This window comes from Enterovirga sp., assembly GCF_035325185.1.
Lineage (GTDB): Bacteria > Pseudomonadota > Alphaproteobacteria > Rhizobiales > Beijerinckiaceae > Enterovirga.
Map to the genome: position 1 here is coordinate 21,080 of NZ_DAOLAJ010000030.1, position 15,466 is coordinate 36,545.

The 15,466-nt window shown below is 70.3% G+C and carries 15 protein-coding genes; 2 read left to right on the forward strand and 13 right to left on the reverse strand.

From position 1 onward, the window contains the following. Positions 1-58: 58 nt before the first annotated feature. The 4 genes from rho to PKD06_RS08305 form a co-directional block, all read right to left on the reverse strand. Positions 59-1,327 (reverse strand): transcription termination factor Rho, encoded by a 1,269-nt coding sequence (gene rho, locus PKD06_RS08290; RefSeq protein WP_324379409.1) that lies wholly within the window; start codon positions 1,325-1,327, stop codon positions 59-61. A gap of 216 nt (positions 1,328-1,543) precedes the next feature. Further along, positions 1,544-2,398 carry a glycosyltransferase gene (locus tag PKD06_RS08295; RefSeq protein WP_324379411.1) on the reverse strand — a complete coding sequence of 285 codons (855 nt, stop codon included), beginning with the start codon at positions 2,396-2,398 and terminating at the stop codon, positions 1,544-1,546. Positions 2,399-2,406: 8 nt separating this feature from the next. After that, complete coding sequence (locus PKD06_RS08300; RefSeq protein ID WP_324379413.1) at positions 2,407-2,994, reverse strand: SAM-dependent methyltransferase; 588 nt, start codon at positions 2,992-2,994, stop codon at positions 2,407-2,409. Next, complete coding sequence (locus PKD06_RS08305; RefSeq protein ID WP_324379415.1) at positions 2,991-3,728, reverse strand: PIG-L deacetylase family protein; 738 nt, start codon at positions 3,726-3,728, stop codon at positions 2,991-2,993. Before PKD06_RS08305 ends, PKD06_RS08300 begins: the two co-directional genes overlap by 4 nt. A gap of 113 nt (positions 3,729-3,841) precedes the next feature. Here PKD06_RS08305 and PKD06_RS08310 point away from each other — a divergent pair, with 113 nt between their 5' ends. Continuing rightward, positions 3,842-4,969 carry a glycosyltransferase gene (locus PKD06_RS08310; RefSeq protein WP_324379417.1) on the forward strand — a complete coding sequence of 376 codons (1,128 nt, stop codon included), beginning with the start codon at positions 3,842-3,844 and terminating at the stop codon, positions 4,967-4,969. Positions 4,970-4,974: 5 nt separating this feature from the next. Further along, positions 4,975-5,808, forward strand: a complete 834-nt coding sequence (locus PKD06_RS08315; RefSeq protein ID WP_324379420.1) for an aldo/keto reductase — start codon at positions 4,975-4,977, stop codon at positions 5,806-5,808. A 125-nt stretch (positions 5,809-5,933) separates the two neighbouring features. Here PKD06_RS08315 and typA read toward each other — a convergent pair whose 3' ends face one another. The 9 genes from typA to PKD06_RS08360 form a co-directional block, all read right to left on the reverse strand. Next, the gene (typA, locus tag PKD06_RS08320; RefSeq protein ID WP_324379422.1) at positions 5,934-7,757 is read right to left on the reverse strand and encodes a translational GTPase TypA; all 1,824 of its coding nucleotides are present in this window, start codon (positions 7,755-7,757) and stop codon (positions 5,934-5,936) included. 147 nt (positions 7,758-7,904) lie between these two features. Continuing rightward, entirely contained in the window at positions 7,905-8,189 is a 285-nt protein-coding gene (locus PKD06_RS08325) for an SH3 domain-containing protein (protein ID WP_324379424.1), read from the reverse strand. Between the two features lie 74 nt (positions 8,190-8,263). Continuing rightward, a complete protein-coding gene (locus PKD06_RS08330; RefSeq protein WP_324379426.1) occupies positions 8,264-8,737 on the reverse strand; it encodes a hypothetical protein in 474 nt (157 codons plus the stop codon). Positions 8,738-8,900: 163 nt separating this feature from the next. Beyond that, the gene (gene truB / locus PKD06_RS08335) at positions 8,901-9,911 is read right to left on the reverse strand and encodes a tRNA pseudouridine(55) synthase TruB (protein ID WP_324379428.1); all 1,011 of its coding nucleotides are present in this window, start codon (positions 9,909-9,911) and stop codon (positions 8,901-8,903) included. 5 nt (positions 9,912-9,916) lie between these two features. Further along, on the reverse strand, positions 9,917-10,339 hold the full coding sequence (gene rbfA / locus PKD06_RS08340) for a 30S ribosome-binding factor RbfA (protein WP_324379430.1): 423 nt from the start codon (positions 10,337-10,339) through the stop codon (positions 9,917-9,919). A gap of 140 nt (positions 10,340-10,479) precedes the next feature. After that, positions 10,480-13,359 carry a translation initiation factor IF-2 gene (infB, locus tag PKD06_RS08345; RefSeq protein WP_324379432.1) on the reverse strand — a complete coding sequence of 960 codons (2,880 nt, stop codon included), beginning with the start codon at positions 13,357-13,359 and terminating at the stop codon, positions 10,480-10,482. Continuing rightward, positions 13,352-14,050, reverse strand: a complete 699-nt coding sequence (locus PKD06_RS08350; protein WP_324379434.1) for an RNA-binding protein — start codon at positions 14,048-14,050, stop codon at positions 13,352-13,354. Before PKD06_RS08350 ends, infB begins: the two co-directional genes overlap by 8 nt. Positions 14,051-14,060: 10 nt before the next feature. Next, the gene (locus tag PKD06_RS08355; RefSeq protein ID WP_324379436.1) at positions 14,061-14,801 is read right to left on the reverse strand and encodes a restriction endonuclease; all 741 of its coding nucleotides are present in this window, start codon (positions 14,799-14,801) and stop codon (positions 14,061-14,063) included. A gap of 23 nt (positions 14,802-14,824) precedes the next feature. Continuing rightward, on the reverse strand, positions 14,825-15,466 hold a 642-nt coding region (locus tag PKD06_RS08360; RefSeq protein ID WP_324379438.1), incomplete at its 5' end, for a helix-hairpin-helix domain-containing protein.

Consider the following 15,466-nt stretch of genomic DNA (forward strand, 5'->3'; position numbering starts at 1 on the left):
CCTTCATGCTGCGCCATGTTGCGCAGCATTTGGGGTTTTCACGTGAAAACAGCCGCGCTCAGGTGTTCATCGAATCGAAGAAATCCTGATTGGTCTTGGTCTGCCGGAGCTTGTCGAGCAGGAACTCCATCGCATCGACCGTCCCCATCGGATTGAGGATGCGGCGCAGCACGTACATCTTCTTGAGCACGTCCGGCGGAACCAGCAGTTCCTCCTTGCGGGTGCCCGAGCGGGTGATGTCGAGCGCCGGGAAGATGCGCTTATCGGAGACCTTGCGGTCGAGGATGACCTCGGAATTGCCGGTGCCCTTGAACTCCTCGAAGATCACCTCGTCCATGCGCGAGCCGGTATCGATCAGCGCCGTCGCGATGATGGTGAGCGATCCGCCCTCCTCGATATTGCGCGCGGCGCCGAAGAAGCGCTTCGGGCGCTGCAAGGCATTGGCGTCCACGCCGCCGGTGAGGACCTTGCCCGAGGACGGCACCACCGTGTTGTAGGCGCGCCCGAGCCGCGTGATCGAATCGAGCAGGATGACGACGTCGCGCCCGTGCTCGACGAGGCGCTTGGCCTTCTCGATCACCATCTCGGCCACCTGGACGTGGCGCTGGGCCGGCTCGTCGAAGGTCGAGGAGATGACCTCGCCCTTCACCGAGCGCTGCATGTCGGTCACCTCCTCCGGCCGCTCGTCGATGAGCAGCACGATGAGATAGCATTCGGGATGGTTGGCGGTGACGGACTTGGCGATGTTCTGGAGGAGAACCGTCTTGCCGGTCCGCGGCGGCGCCACGATCAGGGCGCGCTGGCCCTTTCCGATCGGCGCCACGACGTCGATGATGCGGGCCGAGAAGTCCCGCTTTCCGCCTTCCTCGGCATGTTCGAGCTTGATGCGCTCGTCCGGGTAGAGCGGCGTCAGGTTGTCGAAATGGACCTTGTGCTTGATCTTCTCGGGGTCCTCGAAATTGATCGTGTTGACCTTCAGCAGGGCGAAATAGCGTTCGCCCTCCTTCGGCCCCCGGATCGGCCCCTCGACCGTGTCGCCGGTCCGCAGGCCGAAGCGGCGGATCTGCGAGGGCGAGACATAGATGTCGTCCGGACCCGGCAGGTAGTTCGAATCGGAGGAGCGCAGGAAGCCGAACCCGTCGAGCAGGATCTCGACCACCCCGGTCCCGACGATCTCGGTCTCCTGGGCCGCGAGCTGCTTCAGGATGGCGAACATCAGCTCCTGCTTGCGCATGGTGCTGGCGTTCTCGACCTCCACCTCTTCGGCAAAGGCCAGCAATTCCGTCGGCGACTTCGCCTTCAGGTCTTCAAGCTTCACTTCCCTCATCGGGGAACACTCTCGCGGATAGCGGATCGGAAAGGGATGGATTTTTGAGGTCGATGGCCGCCGGCGGGGTGCAGCTTGGACGCAACGGAAGGCCCGTGCGCGGCGACCAATCGAGGGGAGGAACCCCATTATAGGGAAGTTCCCGGCAAGCCTCAAGGGGCCGCGCAGCCCGAGGATGGGGCAATCGGGTGAGACGCCTCCCGGGAGGCGCCGGCCTTAGAAGACCCGGTCGGCCGGCAGCCGCGCCGCTTCCATCTCCGCGGCCGTCGGCCGGCGCAGGATGTCGATGTCCTGCCTGCGGTCGGCCGCGATCAGGCCGCGCGCCGCGAAAGCGTCGAGCCATCCGTCCATCGGCCAGAAGCCGTGCCGGGCGCGGAAGCGGCGGGCATTGGCGATGATGTCGTCGAAATGCTGGAGCGGTGGATCGTAGCCGTCGTGATGCTGGTGATAGGCGCAGGTGCCGCCCGCGAAGAGGAGCGGAATGCCAGCCTCCCGCGCCCGGAAGGAGAAGTCGGTATCTTCCGCGCCGTAGCCCGTGAAGCCCTCGTCGAAGCCCCCGATCCGGTCGAAGGTCGCCGCGCGCACCGCGAAGGCAAGGGACCAGAACAGGCCCGCATTCGACTCCTCCGCAACCCCCTCCTCCGGGAAGTTGCGGACGGGATGGAGCTGCCCGGCCCGCCGCAGCTCGGCCTCGCTCCAGCCGTCCCGCACGGCGCCGGCCGGCAGGTAGCGGATGGCGCAGCAGATCAGCGCATCGTGGCTTGCGAGAAGCCCGCCGAGCCGCGGCACGAGACTTTCCGAGGGAATGCAATCGACATCGAGGAAGACGAGATTGTCGCCCCTTGCGGCGTCCCGGCCGGCATTGCGCGCCGCCGCGAGGGGAAGGCCGTCCCGGCGCAGCGAGCGGCGCGTGACGGGAAAGGGAAAGGCGGGCAGCGGCCCCTCATCCTCACCCATCTCGATCACGACGCATTCGTCGGGCGAGGCGCCCTCCCGCGCAAGCCCTTCGAGAAGCCGCAGGAGATGAGGGCGGCGGTTCTTGTTGAGCGTGACGACGCTGGTTCCGGCCATCGAATCTCTCATCCCTCGCGGCTCAATACGTCCAGCCGGTATTCGGCGGCGCGGTCCTGCCGGACGGGCCGGGCGAAGCCGGCGGTCGCCGCGATGAAGCCCTCGGCCGCCTCGTCCCCCGTGAGGGGGAAATTCGTCTCGCCGAGCCAATGGACGAGCACCACGTTCCCGCCCGGCAGCAGCGCCCCCTCCACCCGCCCGGCCAGACGCGCGAGATCGGTCCGGTCGAAGAAATAGAGCACCTCGGACAGCACGATCAGATCGAAGCGGCCCTCGGGCCACTCGGCCGGCGCCGCAAGCAGAGCGAACCGGGCATTCGGCTGGCCGGCGCAATTCGCCCGCGCATTCTCCAGGGCCGAGGGCACGACGTCGAGCCCGAGCACGGCGTCGCAGCGCCCGGCGAGGTGGCGGGTCAGGATGCCGATGGAACAGCCGATCTCGAGCCCGCTCAGGTAGTGCGGCCGGGGAAGGCTCGCGAGGGTCGCGGCATAGCGGGCCTTCTCGTAGGGGCTCGTCGCGAAGCGCCAGGGATCGGGATCCTCGGCGTAATAGCCGGCGAAATGCTCGGGCGGCAGCGTCGTCCTGTGCCGTGTCATCGGGTGGCCTCGAAATAGGCTTCGTGCGGCCCGCAGAGCCGGTCGATCATCGCCTCTTCCAGCCGGAAGGCGCCGGGATGGTCGCCCGGAAGGCCGATCGTCTGGGAGGCATGGGCCATGATGGCGCGCCTCTTGGCGTCCCGTTGCGCGCCGACATCGAGGCGGACCGCGCGCGGGGGCGCCCCGACATCGAGATCGGGGGGGAGGCGTCCGCCCCAGACCGTGAAGGCGAGGGCGCGCAGATCGGGCAGGGCGGCGGCGGCGAGGTCGACGATCGCGGCCGCCGCCTTGTGGTCGCAATGGGGATCGTGACGCCAGGTGGTGAGGAGCGCGCCGGCGCGGCATTCGGCGGCGAGCGCGACCAGGGTCCGGGCCGCCTCCTCGGCGACCGGTCCCTCGCGCGGCACCCAGGCATCCTGGAGACGCAGGAAGGTCACGTGCCCGGCCGGCAGGCCGAGCGCCGCCACCGCCGCCAGCGTCTCCGCCTCGCGCAGGTCGCGCAGCATCTGCGAGGTGAAGCTCGGCGTCAGGGGATGGGAGCCCGAGCCGTCCGTCAGGATGACCAGCCGCACGTCCCGTCCCCGCGCCACCGCCTGGGCGATGAGCCCGCCGCAGCCGAGGCTCTCGTCATCCGGGTGCGGGGCGAGGACGACGAGGCCGCCCGGGCCCGCCAACGCATCGAGATCGACCACCGGCGCCACATCCAGCGCGGCAAGGAAGTCATCGGCTCGCATGACGGGAAGCTCCGCAGACCGGAGGGCGCGATAGATCAGATCGCGCCCTCCGTCCACTTGCGTCGCGCGCGCAAACCGGCTTGATCGCTTCGATTCACCCGAGCAACCGCCCCATGAGCCTGATCCTCGATACGAGCCGACCCGAGGCGCGCCCGCGCGCGATCACCGCCATCCCCGTGCGAGACGAGGCGGAGCGCATCGGCGCCTGCCTCGAAGCTCTCGGCGCCCAGGCGGGGATCGCGCCCGGCAGCTCCGCCGTCGTCCTGCTCGTCAACAATTCGAGCGACGGCACGATCGAGGTGGTCAGGGAACTGGCGCCCCGCCTCGCCGTGCCTTTGCGCATGGTCGAGCGCAACTCGCCCGACGCCAATGCCGGCTGGGCCCGCCGCGGCGCCATGGACGCGGCTGCCGACTGGCTGGAGGAAGTGGGCGCGACGGACGGCGTCATCCTGACCACGGATGCCGACAGCCGCGTGCCCCCGAACTGGATCGCCCTCAATCTCGCGGCGATCGCGGCCGGGGCCGACGGCGTCGCGGGCCAGATCGCGCTCGACGAGGCGGACGAGGCCCGTCTTCCCGCCTCGCTGCGGGAGCGGGGCCTGCTCGAGGAGACCTATGAGCGCCTCCTCACGGAGCTTTCGGCCCGCATCGACCCGGAGCGCCACGATCCCTGGCCGACGCATTGGTCGCAATCGGGCGCCTCGCTCGCCGTGACCCTCGCGGCCTATCGCCGCGTGGACGGCATGCCGGCCATCGCGCTCGGCGACGACAGGGCCTTCGTCTCACGCCTCAAGGCGGCGGATCTCATCGTCCGCCACACGCCGGAGATCGTGGTCGCGACGTCGGGGCGCCTCGAAGGCCGCGCCAAGGGCGGCGTCGCCGACACGATGCGGGTACGCTGCGAGGAGCCCGATTGCGCCTGCGACGGCCGGCTCGAGCCCCTGTCCCGCGCCCTTTACCGCTACCGCTGGCATCGGCGTCTGCGGCTTCTCGGCGCGCAGGGGCAGCTCGGCGACACCGTGCTCTGGGCGCAGCCGCTCGAAATTTCGCCCGCAGAGGTCGAAAAGCTGCTGGCGACCGGCAGGATCGGCGAAGTGATCGAGGGCGTGGACGCCACGAGCCCCCGCCTGCGCTCGCCGACGCTCCGTCCGAGCGAACTGCCCGGCCAGATCAAGCTGGCGCAGGCGGCGGTCGCAGCCTATCGGCTGCGGGACCGCCTCCTGCCTCCCCGGGGGCTTTGACTGCGATGCGTCTGCGCAGCTTTGCCGGCCGGCCGGTCGGCGTGATCGGCCAGGGCACCTGGCGGCTCGACGAGGATGCCCGCACGGCCGCCATCCAGGCCCTCCGGCATGGACTCGATGCCGGCATGGGGCATATCGACACGGCCGAGATGTATGGCGAGGCCGAGCCGCTGGTCGCCGAGGCCATTGCCGGGCGGCGCGACCAGGTCTTCCTGGTCTCCAAGGTCCTGCCGCACAACGCGACGCGGGCCGGCACGATCGCGGCCTGCGAGCGCAGCCTCCGGCGCCTCAAGACCGACCGGCTCGATTCCTACCTGCTGCATTGGCGCGGCTCGGTGCCCCTCGCGGAGACCTTCGCCGCCTTCGAGACGCTGGAACGGCAGGGCAAGATCCTGTCCTTCGGCGTCAGCAATTTCGACGAGGCGGACCTGGACGAGGCCGTCGCCGTCGCGGGGGAGGGGCGGATCGCCTGCAACCAGGTTCTCTATCATCTCGAGGAGAGGGCCATCGAACATGCCGTGATCCCGTTCTGCCGGGATCACAGGATCACGGTCGTCGCCTACAGCCCCCTCGGCAACGGCTCCTTTCCGAGCGCGTCCTCGGCGGGGGGGCGGGTCCTGGGGCAGATCGCGGCGGAGGTCCGGGCGAGCCCGTGGCAGGTCGCACTGGCCTTCCTCGTGCGTGAGGAGCCGGTCCTGGCGATCCCGAAGGCGGCGAGCGCCATCCATGCCGAGGACAACGCGCTTGCCGGCTCCCTTCTCCTCACTGAGGAGCAGATGGCCCGGGTCGACGCCGCCTTCCCGCGCGGCCCGAAGCCGCGCTACCTGCCGATGATCTGAGGCCGCCAGCGGGCCTGGTCCCCTCTGTCATTCCGGCCGGAGCGAGCAGCCGCCTGCGAGCTCCCCTGGATCCCCTTCCCGGCCCTTCGGGCCGCCGGGGATGACAGGGGGAAGCCTCGAATGCCTCAGGCGGCCTCGGCCTTGGCCTTCTCGGCGCGCTTCCTGTCGTTCGGATCGAGGATCGCCTTGCGCAGGCGGATGCTCTTGGGCGTCACCTCGACCAGCTCGTCGTCCTGGATCCAGGCGAGGGAGCGCTCCAGGGTCATCCTGATGGGCGGGGTCAGCCGCACCGCTTCGTCCTTGGAGGTGGTGCGGATATTCGTCAGCTTCTTGCCCTTGAGGACGTTCACCTCGAGGTCGTTGTCGCGGGTATGGATGCCGATGATCATGCCCTGGTAGACCTTGACGCCGGGCTCGATCACCATGGGTCCGCGATCCTCGAGGTTCCAGAGCGCATAGGCCACCGCCTCGCCGGTATCGTTCGAGATGAGAACGCCGTTCACGCGGCCTGCGATCTCGCCCTTGAAGGGCTCGTAGTCCTTGAACAGCCGGTTCATGATGGCGGTGCCGCGCGTATCGGTCATCAGCTCGGACTGGTAGCCGATGAGGCCGCGCGTCGGGGCGTGGAAGACGAGCCGCAGGCGGTTGCCGCCCGAGGGCTTCATCTCGACCATGTCGGCCTTTCGCTCGCTCATCTTCTGCACGACGACGCCGGAATGCTCCTCGTCGACGTCGATCACGACCTCCTCGATCGGCTCGAGAAGCTGGCCGTCCTCGTCCTTCTTCAGCACGACGCGCGGGCGCGAGACGCCCAGCTCGAAGCCCTCGCGGCGCATCGTCTCGATCAGGATCGAGAGCTGAAGCTCGCCGCGGCCCGAGACGTAGAACGAGTCCTTGTCGGCCGCCTCCTCGATCTTGAGCGTGATGTTGCCCTCGGCCTCCTTGAACAGGCGGTCGCGGATCATGCGGCTCGTGACCTTGTCGCCCTCGGTGCCGGCGAGCGGCGAATCGTTCACGATGAAGGACATCGTCACGGTCGGCGGGTCGATCGGCTGGGCCTGGATCGGGGTATCCACGGCGGGGTCGCAGAAGGTGTCGGCGACCGAGCCCTTCACGAGCCCGGCGATCGAGACGATGTCGCCCGCCTCGCCCATCTCGATCGGCTGGCGCTCGATGCCGCGGAAGGCGAGGATCTTGGAGACGCGGCCCGTCTCGACGACGCGGCCGTCGCAGTCGAGCACCTTGACGGTCTGGTTCGGCTTGACGGTGCCCGAGGCGATGCGGCCCGTGATGATGCGGCCGAGGAAAGGATTGGCCTCCAGCAGCGTGCCGAGCATGCGGAAGCCCCCCTCCTCCACCCTGGCCGGCGGCACGTGCCGCAGCACGAGGTCGAAGAGCGGGGCGAGGCTCGCGTCTTCGGGCTGCTCGGGGGTCTCGGCCATCCAGCCGTTGCGGCCCGAGCCGTAGAGGATCGGGAAATCGAGCTGCTCGTCGGTGGCGTCGAGCGCGGCGAAGAGGTCGAAGACCTCGTTGATGACCTCGTTGGCGCGCCCGTCCGGCCGATCCACCTTGTTGATGGCGACGATGGGCCGGAGTCCGATCTTGAGCGCCTTGCCGACGACGAATTTCGTCTGCGGCATCGGCCCCTCGGCCGCGTCCACGAGCACGATCACGCCGTCCACCATCGAGAGGATGCGCTCCACCTCGCCGCCGAAATCGGCGTGGCCGGGCGTGTCGACGATGTTGATGCGGGTATCCTTCCAGACGACCGAGGTCGCCTTGGCCAGGATCGTGATGCCGCGTTCCTTCTCGAGGTCGTTCGAATCCATCACGCGCTCGACGACGCGCTGGTTCTCACGGAAGGAGCCCGATTGCTGGAGCAGCTTGTCGACGAGGGTCGTCTTGCCGTGATCGACGTGGGCGATGATGGCGATGTTGCGCAGGTTCATGGGTCGGTCGGGCGCTCAACACGTCGGGCCGCGTGTCGGCGGGACGCGCGGCTGAAATCGGATGTCGTTCGGGTTGCTGCGCCGCACATAGAGGGAAACGGCGATTTTCGCAACCTCCAACCGGGTTTCCGCCTCGGGCGGGCGTCCTCAGCAACTCAGGAAGTCGCGATACACCCAGCCGATGCCGCGCCCGCGATCCAGGTCGCGGATGAAGACCCAGACGCGGCCCCGGCTGTCGGTCCGCGTCTCGCCAATGGTCACCTGGGTGCCGTTGCGGATGGCTCCGACCACCCGGCCGTTCGGCTCGATGCGGATGTTGAGCGGGGTGCCTGTCGGGTCCGACACGTAGCAGAAGGACTGGGCGAGCGCCGGGCCGGCGGCCAGCGTGAGAGCGGCTCCGGCGAGAGCGGCGAGGATGGGCCGATGTGACATTCTCATCTCCTGTCGGTCGGGCTCGGGGCAGCCCCGTCACGGGGTGACCGCCCGGTCACGGGGCGGCGGCCCCGTCACGGGGTGATCGCGTGTCCGCAGGCCCGCTCGACCCGGCTGATTCTGGCGCGCGCGTCTTTCAGGGGGAAGCTGCGGCGGCGGCCGGGGATCTGCCGGGGGGAGGGCCCGGCGAGGACAAGCTCGCTCCCGTCCTTGGCGGCGGAGAGAAGCGCATCGGTCACGCCCATCCCGGGCAACGGCACGTCGGAGAGGAGGAAGGAATCGGTCGCCCCGTCGACCTCCGTCCTGAAGACCTTCGGGCCGATCTGGACTTCCGAGGCGAGATCGGGGCGCCAGCCGCGCACCGGATGCCAGACGCGCAGCCAGACGGCCTTCTCGTCCCCGCATTCGAAGACGAGGAGGCTCTTGCCTTCCCGCGCCGGAAAGGACGCCTCGGGCTTGCTTGCTGTAGCGGGGGCGCAGACCGTCCCCGCCGCCAACGCGACGAGGGAGAGAAGAAAGGTCGCGGCGAAGCGGCGAGAGTCACGCATGATCTGCCCGGTCTTCCGGCGTCGCGCGAAGGACGCCGGCCCCGATCGTTAAGCGGCCACGGTCAGCGCCGGATGTCGTCGCGGCCGCGATTGTTTCCCGTCCGTTTCGTCCCCCGTCCCGGCCGGGACAGAGGGAGATGCGGGCGGCGGCGCGCCGGGCTCGTCAGCCCCCCAGGCTGAAGACGCGGTGGGGCAGAAACTCTCCCTTCTCGACATCTCCGACCGCGACCAGCGCGCCGTTATAGGTCGCATAGACCCGGCCCTCGATCGGGGCGTCGCGGCCGCGCAGGATGGCCGGCTGGCCGCGCAGCAGCCGCCCGGCCGCGTCGCGCGAGACGGCGACCGCCTCGAGGTCGCAGAGGGCGATCGCCACGGGCTGGAGGAGGCCCGGTGGAACCTCGCCACTCGCGCCGGCCTCCTGAAGGTCCCCCACCGAGACCGCATTGCCTTCCTCGAAGGGGCCGACGCGGGTGCGCCGCAGGGCCGAGACATGGCCGAGGCAGCCGATGGCGCGGCCGATATCGCGCGCCAGCGCCCGCACATAGGTGCCCTTGCCGCATTCGGCGCGCAGGATCGTGCGCTCGCCATCATGGGCCATGACCTCCAGCCGGTCGACCTCGACGACGCGCGGCTTCAGCTCCACGACTTCGCCGTCGCGGGCGAGGTCGTAGGCGCGCTCGCCGGCGATCTTCACCGCCGAATAGCGCGGCGGCACCTGTTCGATCGTGCCGGTGAAGCGGGGGAGCTGCGCCTCCACCTCCTCGCGACTCGGCGTGCGGTTGGTGGCCTGGACGGGCTTGCCCTCGGCATCGTCCGTGTCGGTCTCGACGCCCCAGGCGACGGTGAAGACATAGGCTTTGCGGCCGTCCATCACATAGGGCACGGTCTTGGTTGCCTCGCCGAGCGCGATCGGCAGGATGCCCGAGGCGAGCGGATCGAGCGTGCCGGCATGGCCCGCCTTCTTGGCGTTCAGCGCCCGCTTCACGAGGGCGACGGCATAGGTCGAGGTCATGCCGACCGGTTTGTCGAGCACGCACCAGCCGTTGACGACGCGCCGCTTCGGCCGGTCGGGATGGGGGCCGCGGTCGCGGGGGCGGCGGCCATGGGAAGGCTCCTGCCGCGCTCCAGCGCCTTCGGCCCGCGCATCGGCGGGCTGCAACTCGTCGATGGTCATCGGATTCAGTCCTCTCGGATGTCGCCTGGGGCGGCGGGCGCCGTATCCCGCCGCACCTTCTCGCTGTTGAGCAGCGCGTCGATGCGTGCGGCCTCGTCGAAAGTCTCGTCGCGGCGGAAGCGCAGGTCGGGGGCGTATCGCATGTTGCTGAGCCGGCGCGCGACCTCGGTCCGGAGCGCCTTCCGGTTGCGTTCCAGCGCCTCCAGCACGGCTCGCTCGTCCTTGCCGCCGAGCGGCATGACATAGGCGGTCGCGAGCTTGAGGTCGGGCGACATGCGCACTTCGGGAACGGTCACGACATGGCTCGCGAGGACGGGGTCCTGGATCTCGCCACGCTGGAGCACGTCCGCGAGCGCGTGACGCACGAGTTCAGCGACGCGCTGCTGGCGCTGCGAGGGGCCTTTGGAGGGGGAAGTGGCTTTGTTCATTTCGGTCGAGCCGGGCTGGAACCGGCTTCCTTATCTCCGTCACTGCGAGGAGCGAAGCGACGAAGCAATCCGGGGCCGCCCGCGCGGCCCCGGATTGCTTCGCTCCGCCCGCCATGACGCGAGCCGCTACGGGGAACGGGTCAGAGCGAGCGCTTCTCGGCGTGGACGAGATAGCACTCGATGAAGTCGCCCTCGCGGATCTTCTCGTAGTTCTCGAAGGACATGCCGCAATCCTGGCCGGCCACGACCTCCTTGACGTCGTCCTTGAAGCGCTTGAGCGTCGAGAGCTTGCCCTCGTGGATGACGACCCCGTCGCGGATGAGGCGGACATGCGCGCCGCGCTCGACGCGGCCGTCCTCGACCCGGCAGCCAGCCACCTTGCCGACCTTCGAGACGTCGAAGACCTGGAGGACCTTGGCCTCGCCCAGGCGCTCCTCGCGCAGGTTCGGCGGCAGGAGGCTCGACATCGACTCCTTCACGTCGTCCACGAGGTCGTAGATGACGTTGTAGTAGCGGATGGCGACGCCGGCCTGGTCGGCCGCCTCGCGCGCTTCCTTGTGCGCCCGGACGTTGAAGCCGATGATCAGCGCGCCCGTCGCCTGGGCGAGGGTCACGTCCGATTCGGTGATGGCACCGACGCCGGCATGCAGGATGCGGGCGGAGACCTCCTCGTTGCCGATCTTCTCGAGCGCGGCCGTGATGGCCTCGACCGAGCCCTGCACGTCGCCCTTGAGGACGATCGCGTAGTCCTTGCGCGCGGAACCTTCCTGGCGCTCGCGCATCAGCTCGGCCATGGAGGAGCGCTGGCCGGCGGCGCGGGCCGCGAGGCGCTCGCGCTTCACGCGGGCGCGGTAATCGGCGATCTCGCGGGCGCGGGCCTCGCTCTCGACCACCGCGAGGCGGTCGCCCGCATCCGGCGTGCCGTTGAAGCCCAGGATCTCGACCGGGGTCGAGGGCGGCGCGTCGCGCTGCGCCTCGCCCTTGTCGTCGATGAGCGCGCGCACGCGGCCCCATTCGGCGCCGGCCACGACGATCTCGCCGTTATAGAGCGTGCCGCGCTGGATCAGCACGGTCGCGACCGGGCCGCGGCCGCGATCGAGCTTCGCCTCGATGACCGTGCCCTCGGCGGAGGCCTCGGGATCGGCCCGCAGGTCCAGGATTTCTGACTGGAGCTGGATGCCTTCCAGCAGCTCCTTCAGGCCCGTGCCCTTGAGCGCCGAGACCTCGAATTCGAGCGTCTCGCCGCCCATCGATTCGACCTGGATGTTGTGCTGGAGCAGCTCGGTGCGGACCCGGTTCGGATCGGCGCCGGGCTTGTCGATCTTGTTGATCGCCACGATGATCGGCACCTCGGCCGCCCGCGCATGGCTGATCGCCTCGACCGTCTGGGGCATGACGCCGTCATCGGCCGCGACCACCAGGACGACGATGTCCGTCACCTTGGCGCCGCGGGCGCGCATCGAGGTGAAGGCCGCGTGGCCGGGCGTGTCGATGAAGGTGATGAGCCCGCCGAGCGGCGAGCGCACCTGGTAGGCGCCGATATGCTGCGTGATGCCGCCGGCCTCCCCGCGCACGACATCCGTCTTGCGGATGGCGTCGAGCAGCGAGGTCTTGCCGTGGTCGACATGGCCCATGATGGTCACGACCGGCGGGCGGGTCTCCGCCTCGCTGTCGTCGTAGTCGGTCTCGTAGAGGCCCTCCTCGACATCCGATTCGGCGACGCGCTTGACGGTGTGGCCCAGTTCCTCGGCGATGAGCTGGGCGGTGTCCGAATCGATCACGTCGGTGATCTTCATCATCTGGCCCTGCTTCATCAGCAGCTTGATGACGTCGACCGCTCGCTCCGACATGCGGCTTGCCAGTTCCTGGACCGTGATGGTCTCGGGGATGACGACCTCGCGCGAGATCTTCTCCTTCTCCTCCTGCCCGCGATGGCCGGTCATGCGCTGCATGCGGCGGCGGTAGGAGGCGACCGAGCGCGTGCGCTCGTCCTCGCCCGAGGTCGCCGAGGCGATGGTCAGGCGACCGCCGCGGCGGTCGCGCTCGCCCCCGCTGCGCTTGGGCGGGGTGATGACCTTGGTCGGCATGCCGGGGCGGCGGATGACGATCTTGCGATCGCCCTCCTCCTCGGCGGCCTGGGCGGGGCCGCGGCCCGGGGCCGGACGAGCGGCGGCGCCGGCGGGCCGGGCCGTCGCGGCGGCGGGGGACGACTGGGCGGGCTTCGCTTCCGGCTTGGGCTCGGGCCGGCGGCCCAGCATGTCGAGATTCATCGGACGCCGATGCGCGTCGAGCGTGCGCATCGTCGTCGACACGGTCGCCGGCCCGGCGGCCGGCTTCGGGGCCGGAGTGGGTCTCGGCGCGGGCTTGGCGGCGGGAGCGGGACGCGGCGCGGCCGGCCTCGGGGCCTCGCCCAGGCGGCGGCGAGCTTCCTCCTCGCCACGGCGCTTGCGCTCGTCCTCCTGCCGCCGACGCTCGTCCTCCTCGCGCTTGCGCGCCTCGGCGGCCTCGCGCTCCTGGGCCTCGCGCGCCTCGCGCTCGGCCTGCTGGCGGCTCGCTTCCTCGGCCAGGCGGCGGTCCTCGGCCAGGCGGCGGCGCTCGGCTTCCTCGCGCTGGATATCCGTGAGGATGCTGAGGCGCGCCTCGCGCTCCTGCTCGGTCAGCGCGTCCAGCACGATCCCGCGCGGCCGGGCGCCAAGGGCGCCGGACGGGGCGGGGGCCTTCGCGGCCGGAGCCTTCGCGGTCTCGGGGGCGGGGCCGCCCGGGCGCGGGGAGATGCCGAGCTTCGCCCGGCCGCCGGCGGCGGGAGCGGGAGCGGGGGAGGGCGCGGGCCGCGGCGGAGCCGCCTCCTTGACGGGGGCTCCCGGTCCCTGGCGCCGCTTCACCGTCTCGACCACGACGGTATTGGACCGCCCGTGCGAGAAGCTCTGCCTCACCGTATTGTGCTCGGCCGGGCGCTTCGGCAGCGACAGCGTCTTGGACACGTGCAGCGTCTTGTCGCCCGGGGTTTTCGTATCACTCATCCAGGTCTCGATCCTGCCCTGTCGGGGCCTCGTTCCGGCTCGGTCGGTCAACGGCGTCTCGCGCGATGGCGTCCGCGCCGTCCACGCCTCGGAATCGGCGGAGACGGCGCCAGCGCGCAAGGCAGCCTTCGCTGCCGGCACCTGCGAGAAGCGCGGCATGTACCACATGGACCCGGCCCAAGGCCATGTCCAAATCGTCACCGCTCAGATCATCGTAGGTCGGAACGGCAAATATTGGGGCGGGGTCGGCATTGCGCAACAGGGCGGCCAGTTTCCGGCGCCCGTCCTCCGCCGCCTCGCGGGCATGGAGGAGGGCGCAGGCCCGTCCCGCGCGGAGCGCCGCCTCCACCTTGGTGAAGCCCGCCGTCACCGCGCCCGCCTTGTTGGCGAGGGAGAGCGCGCCGAGAAGATCCCGCTCCAGGGCGGCATCCACCTGCTCGACGAGATCGGGCGGCACCGCCGCCTCGCGCTTGAAGCCGCGCGGGAAGAGGCGGCGCCGGATCGCCTCGGCGAGGGCCTCGGAGGTCGGCGTGAGCCAGACGCCGCGCCCGGGCAGGCGGCGGCGCAGGTCGGGCACAACCCGGCCCTGCGGATCGAGCGTGAAGCGCATCAGCTCGCCCTGGGGCAGGGTGGCCCGCGTCAGGAGGCAGGTCCGTTCGGGGCCATGCCGAATTTCGCCTTGCCGCGCCATCGCCGCCCCCTCAGCCGACCCGCAGGTGGCGCTCGATCTCGCCGAGCTGCGAATGGTGGAGCAGGACGACGCCCGTGGTCGCCGCGAGGTCGCGGGCGCCGCGGGTGAAATCGGCATTGGAAACCACGGCGGCGTGCCGGGCGCCGAAATGGGTCCTCGCGGCATGGGCCTCCTGGACGGCCTTGTTGCCGACCGGGCGCCCGAGAAGCTTGCACTGGACGATCAGCCTCACGCCGTCCTTCTCCGCGATGATGTCGGCTCCCTGGTCGCCGGTCAGCGCGGTGGTGCGCGCCGACCAGCCGCGGGCTGCGAGGGCGTGCGCGCAGGCGGCCTCGAAGGCGGCCGGCGAGAGGCCATCCACCTCGCCCCCGGCCAGCGTCTCGACCAGCTCGCCGGCGGCGGGGGGAATCTGGGCGACGACCTGGCGGTCGATCGCCGCCTTCAGCTCGATCTCGCGCGCCGCGAGCAGCCGCGCCTCGGCAGGCGAGAGAAGAGGCAGCACGACATTCGACACGAAGTGATCGATCTCCCTGCTCCAGCGGCTGGCATCCGAGACGCCGTAATCATCGACCCGCACCAGCACGGCGCGCCGCCGGGACAGGGCCTCGGCATGGACCGCGACGGCCCGGCGGGTCTTCCTGCCCACAGCCTCCGCCAGGGAGCGCTGCCGCGCGCCCCGGACCGCGAACCAGAGGGAGGCCGCGACGATGCAGGCCGCCCCGGCGAGGAGGAACGCATCCTGCGAGGCCATGGAGGAAAGCCTCGCCCGGCGCCTCAGCCCGGATGGGCCTCCTGAGCCTCGCCCTCGTGGTGCTCGCCCTCCTCGGGCTCCTCCTCGGCGGGTGCCTCGATCCAGCCCGCCTTGACGCGGGCGGCGATGATCATCGCCTCCGCCTCCTGGCGGGAGACCTCGAACCCGTCGAGATAGCCCTTGTGATGGACCGCATCGGCGCCGCGGCCTTCCGTATAGCCGACGAGGTCGTCGGTGGCGCAGCCGGCAAGGTCCTCGACGTTCCGCACCTCGTTCTCGCCGAGCGCGACGAGCATGCCGGTGGTCATGCCCTCGATCTCGCGCAGGTCGTCCTCGACGCCCAGCTCCTTGCGGCGCGCCTCCTGCTCGGCCTCGATGCGGTCGATGTAATCCTGCGCGCGGCGCTGGATCTCGGCGCCCGTATCCTCGTCGAACCCCTGGATGGAGGCGAGTTCCGTGGGCTCGACCAGCGCCAGTTCCTCGACGCTGCGGAAGCCTTCCGCCGCGAGGAGCTGGCCGACCGTCTCGTCGACGTCGAGCGCGTTCATGAAGGCCTCGGTGCGCTCCAGGAACTCCTTCTGGCGGCGCTCCGATTCCTCGGCCTCGGTCAGGATGTCGATGTCCCAGCCGGTGAGCTGCGAGGCGAGGCGCACGTTCTGGCCGCG

What these genes read in the sequence shown, in the direction of transcription:
- rho (WP_324379409.1), bottom strand. Translation starts at nt 1,327, where the DNA reads ATGAGGGAAGTGAAGCTTGAAGACCTGAAGGCGAAGTCGCCGACGGAA.
- PKD06_RS08295 (WP_324379411.1), bottom strand. Translation starts at nt 2,398, where the DNA reads ATGGCCGGAACCAGCGTCGTCACGCTCAACAAGAACCGCCGCCCTCAT.
- PKD06_RS08300 (WP_324379413.1), bottom strand. Translation starts at nt 2,994, where the DNA reads ATGACACGGCACAGGACGACGCTGCCGCCCGAGCATTTCGCCGGCTAT.
- PKD06_RS08305 (WP_324379415.1), bottom strand. Translation starts at nt 3,728, where the DNA reads ATGCGAGCCGATGACTTCCTTGCCGCGCTGGATGTGGCGCCGGTGGTC.
- PKD06_RS08310 (WP_324379417.1), top strand. Translation starts at nt 3,842, where the DNA reads ATGAGCCTGATCCTCGATACGAGCCGACCCGAGGCGCGCCCGCGCGCG.
- PKD06_RS08315 (WP_324379420.1), top strand. Translation starts at nt 4,975, where the DNA reads ATGCGTCTGCGCAGCTTTGCCGGCCGGCCGGTCGGCGTGATCGGCCAG.
- typA (WP_324379422.1), bottom strand. Translation starts at nt 7,757, where the DNA reads ATGAACCTGCGCAACATCGCCATCATCGCCCACGTCGATCACGGCAAG.
- PKD06_RS08325 (WP_324379424.1), bottom strand. Translation starts at nt 8,189, where the DNA reads ATGTCACATCGGCCCATCCTCGCCGCTCTCGCCGGAGCCGCTCTCACG.
- PKD06_RS08330 (WP_324379426.1), bottom strand. Translation starts at nt 8,737, where the DNA reads ATGCGTGACTCTCGCCGCTTCGCCGCGACCTTTCTTCTCTCCCTCGTC.
- truB (WP_324379428.1), bottom strand. Translation starts at nt 9,911, where the DNA reads ATGACCATCGACGAGTTGCAGCCCGCCGATGCGCGGGCCGAAGGCGCT.
- rbfA (WP_324379430.1), bottom strand. Translation starts at nt 10,339, where the DNA reads ATGAACAAAGCCACTTCCCCCTCCAAAGGCCCCTCGCAGCGCCAGCAG.
- infB (WP_324379432.1), bottom strand. Translation starts at nt 13,359, where the DNA reads ATGAGTGATACGAAAACCCCGGGCGACAAGACGCTGCACGTGTCCAAG.
- PKD06_RS08350 (WP_324379434.1), bottom strand. Translation starts at nt 14,050, where the DNA reads ATGGCGCGGCAAGGCGAAATTCGGCATGGCCCCGAACGGACCTGCCTC.
- PKD06_RS08355 (WP_324379436.1), bottom strand. Translation starts at nt 14,801, where the DNA reads ATGGCCTCGCAGGATGCGTTCCTCCTCGCCGGGGCGGCCTGCATCGTC.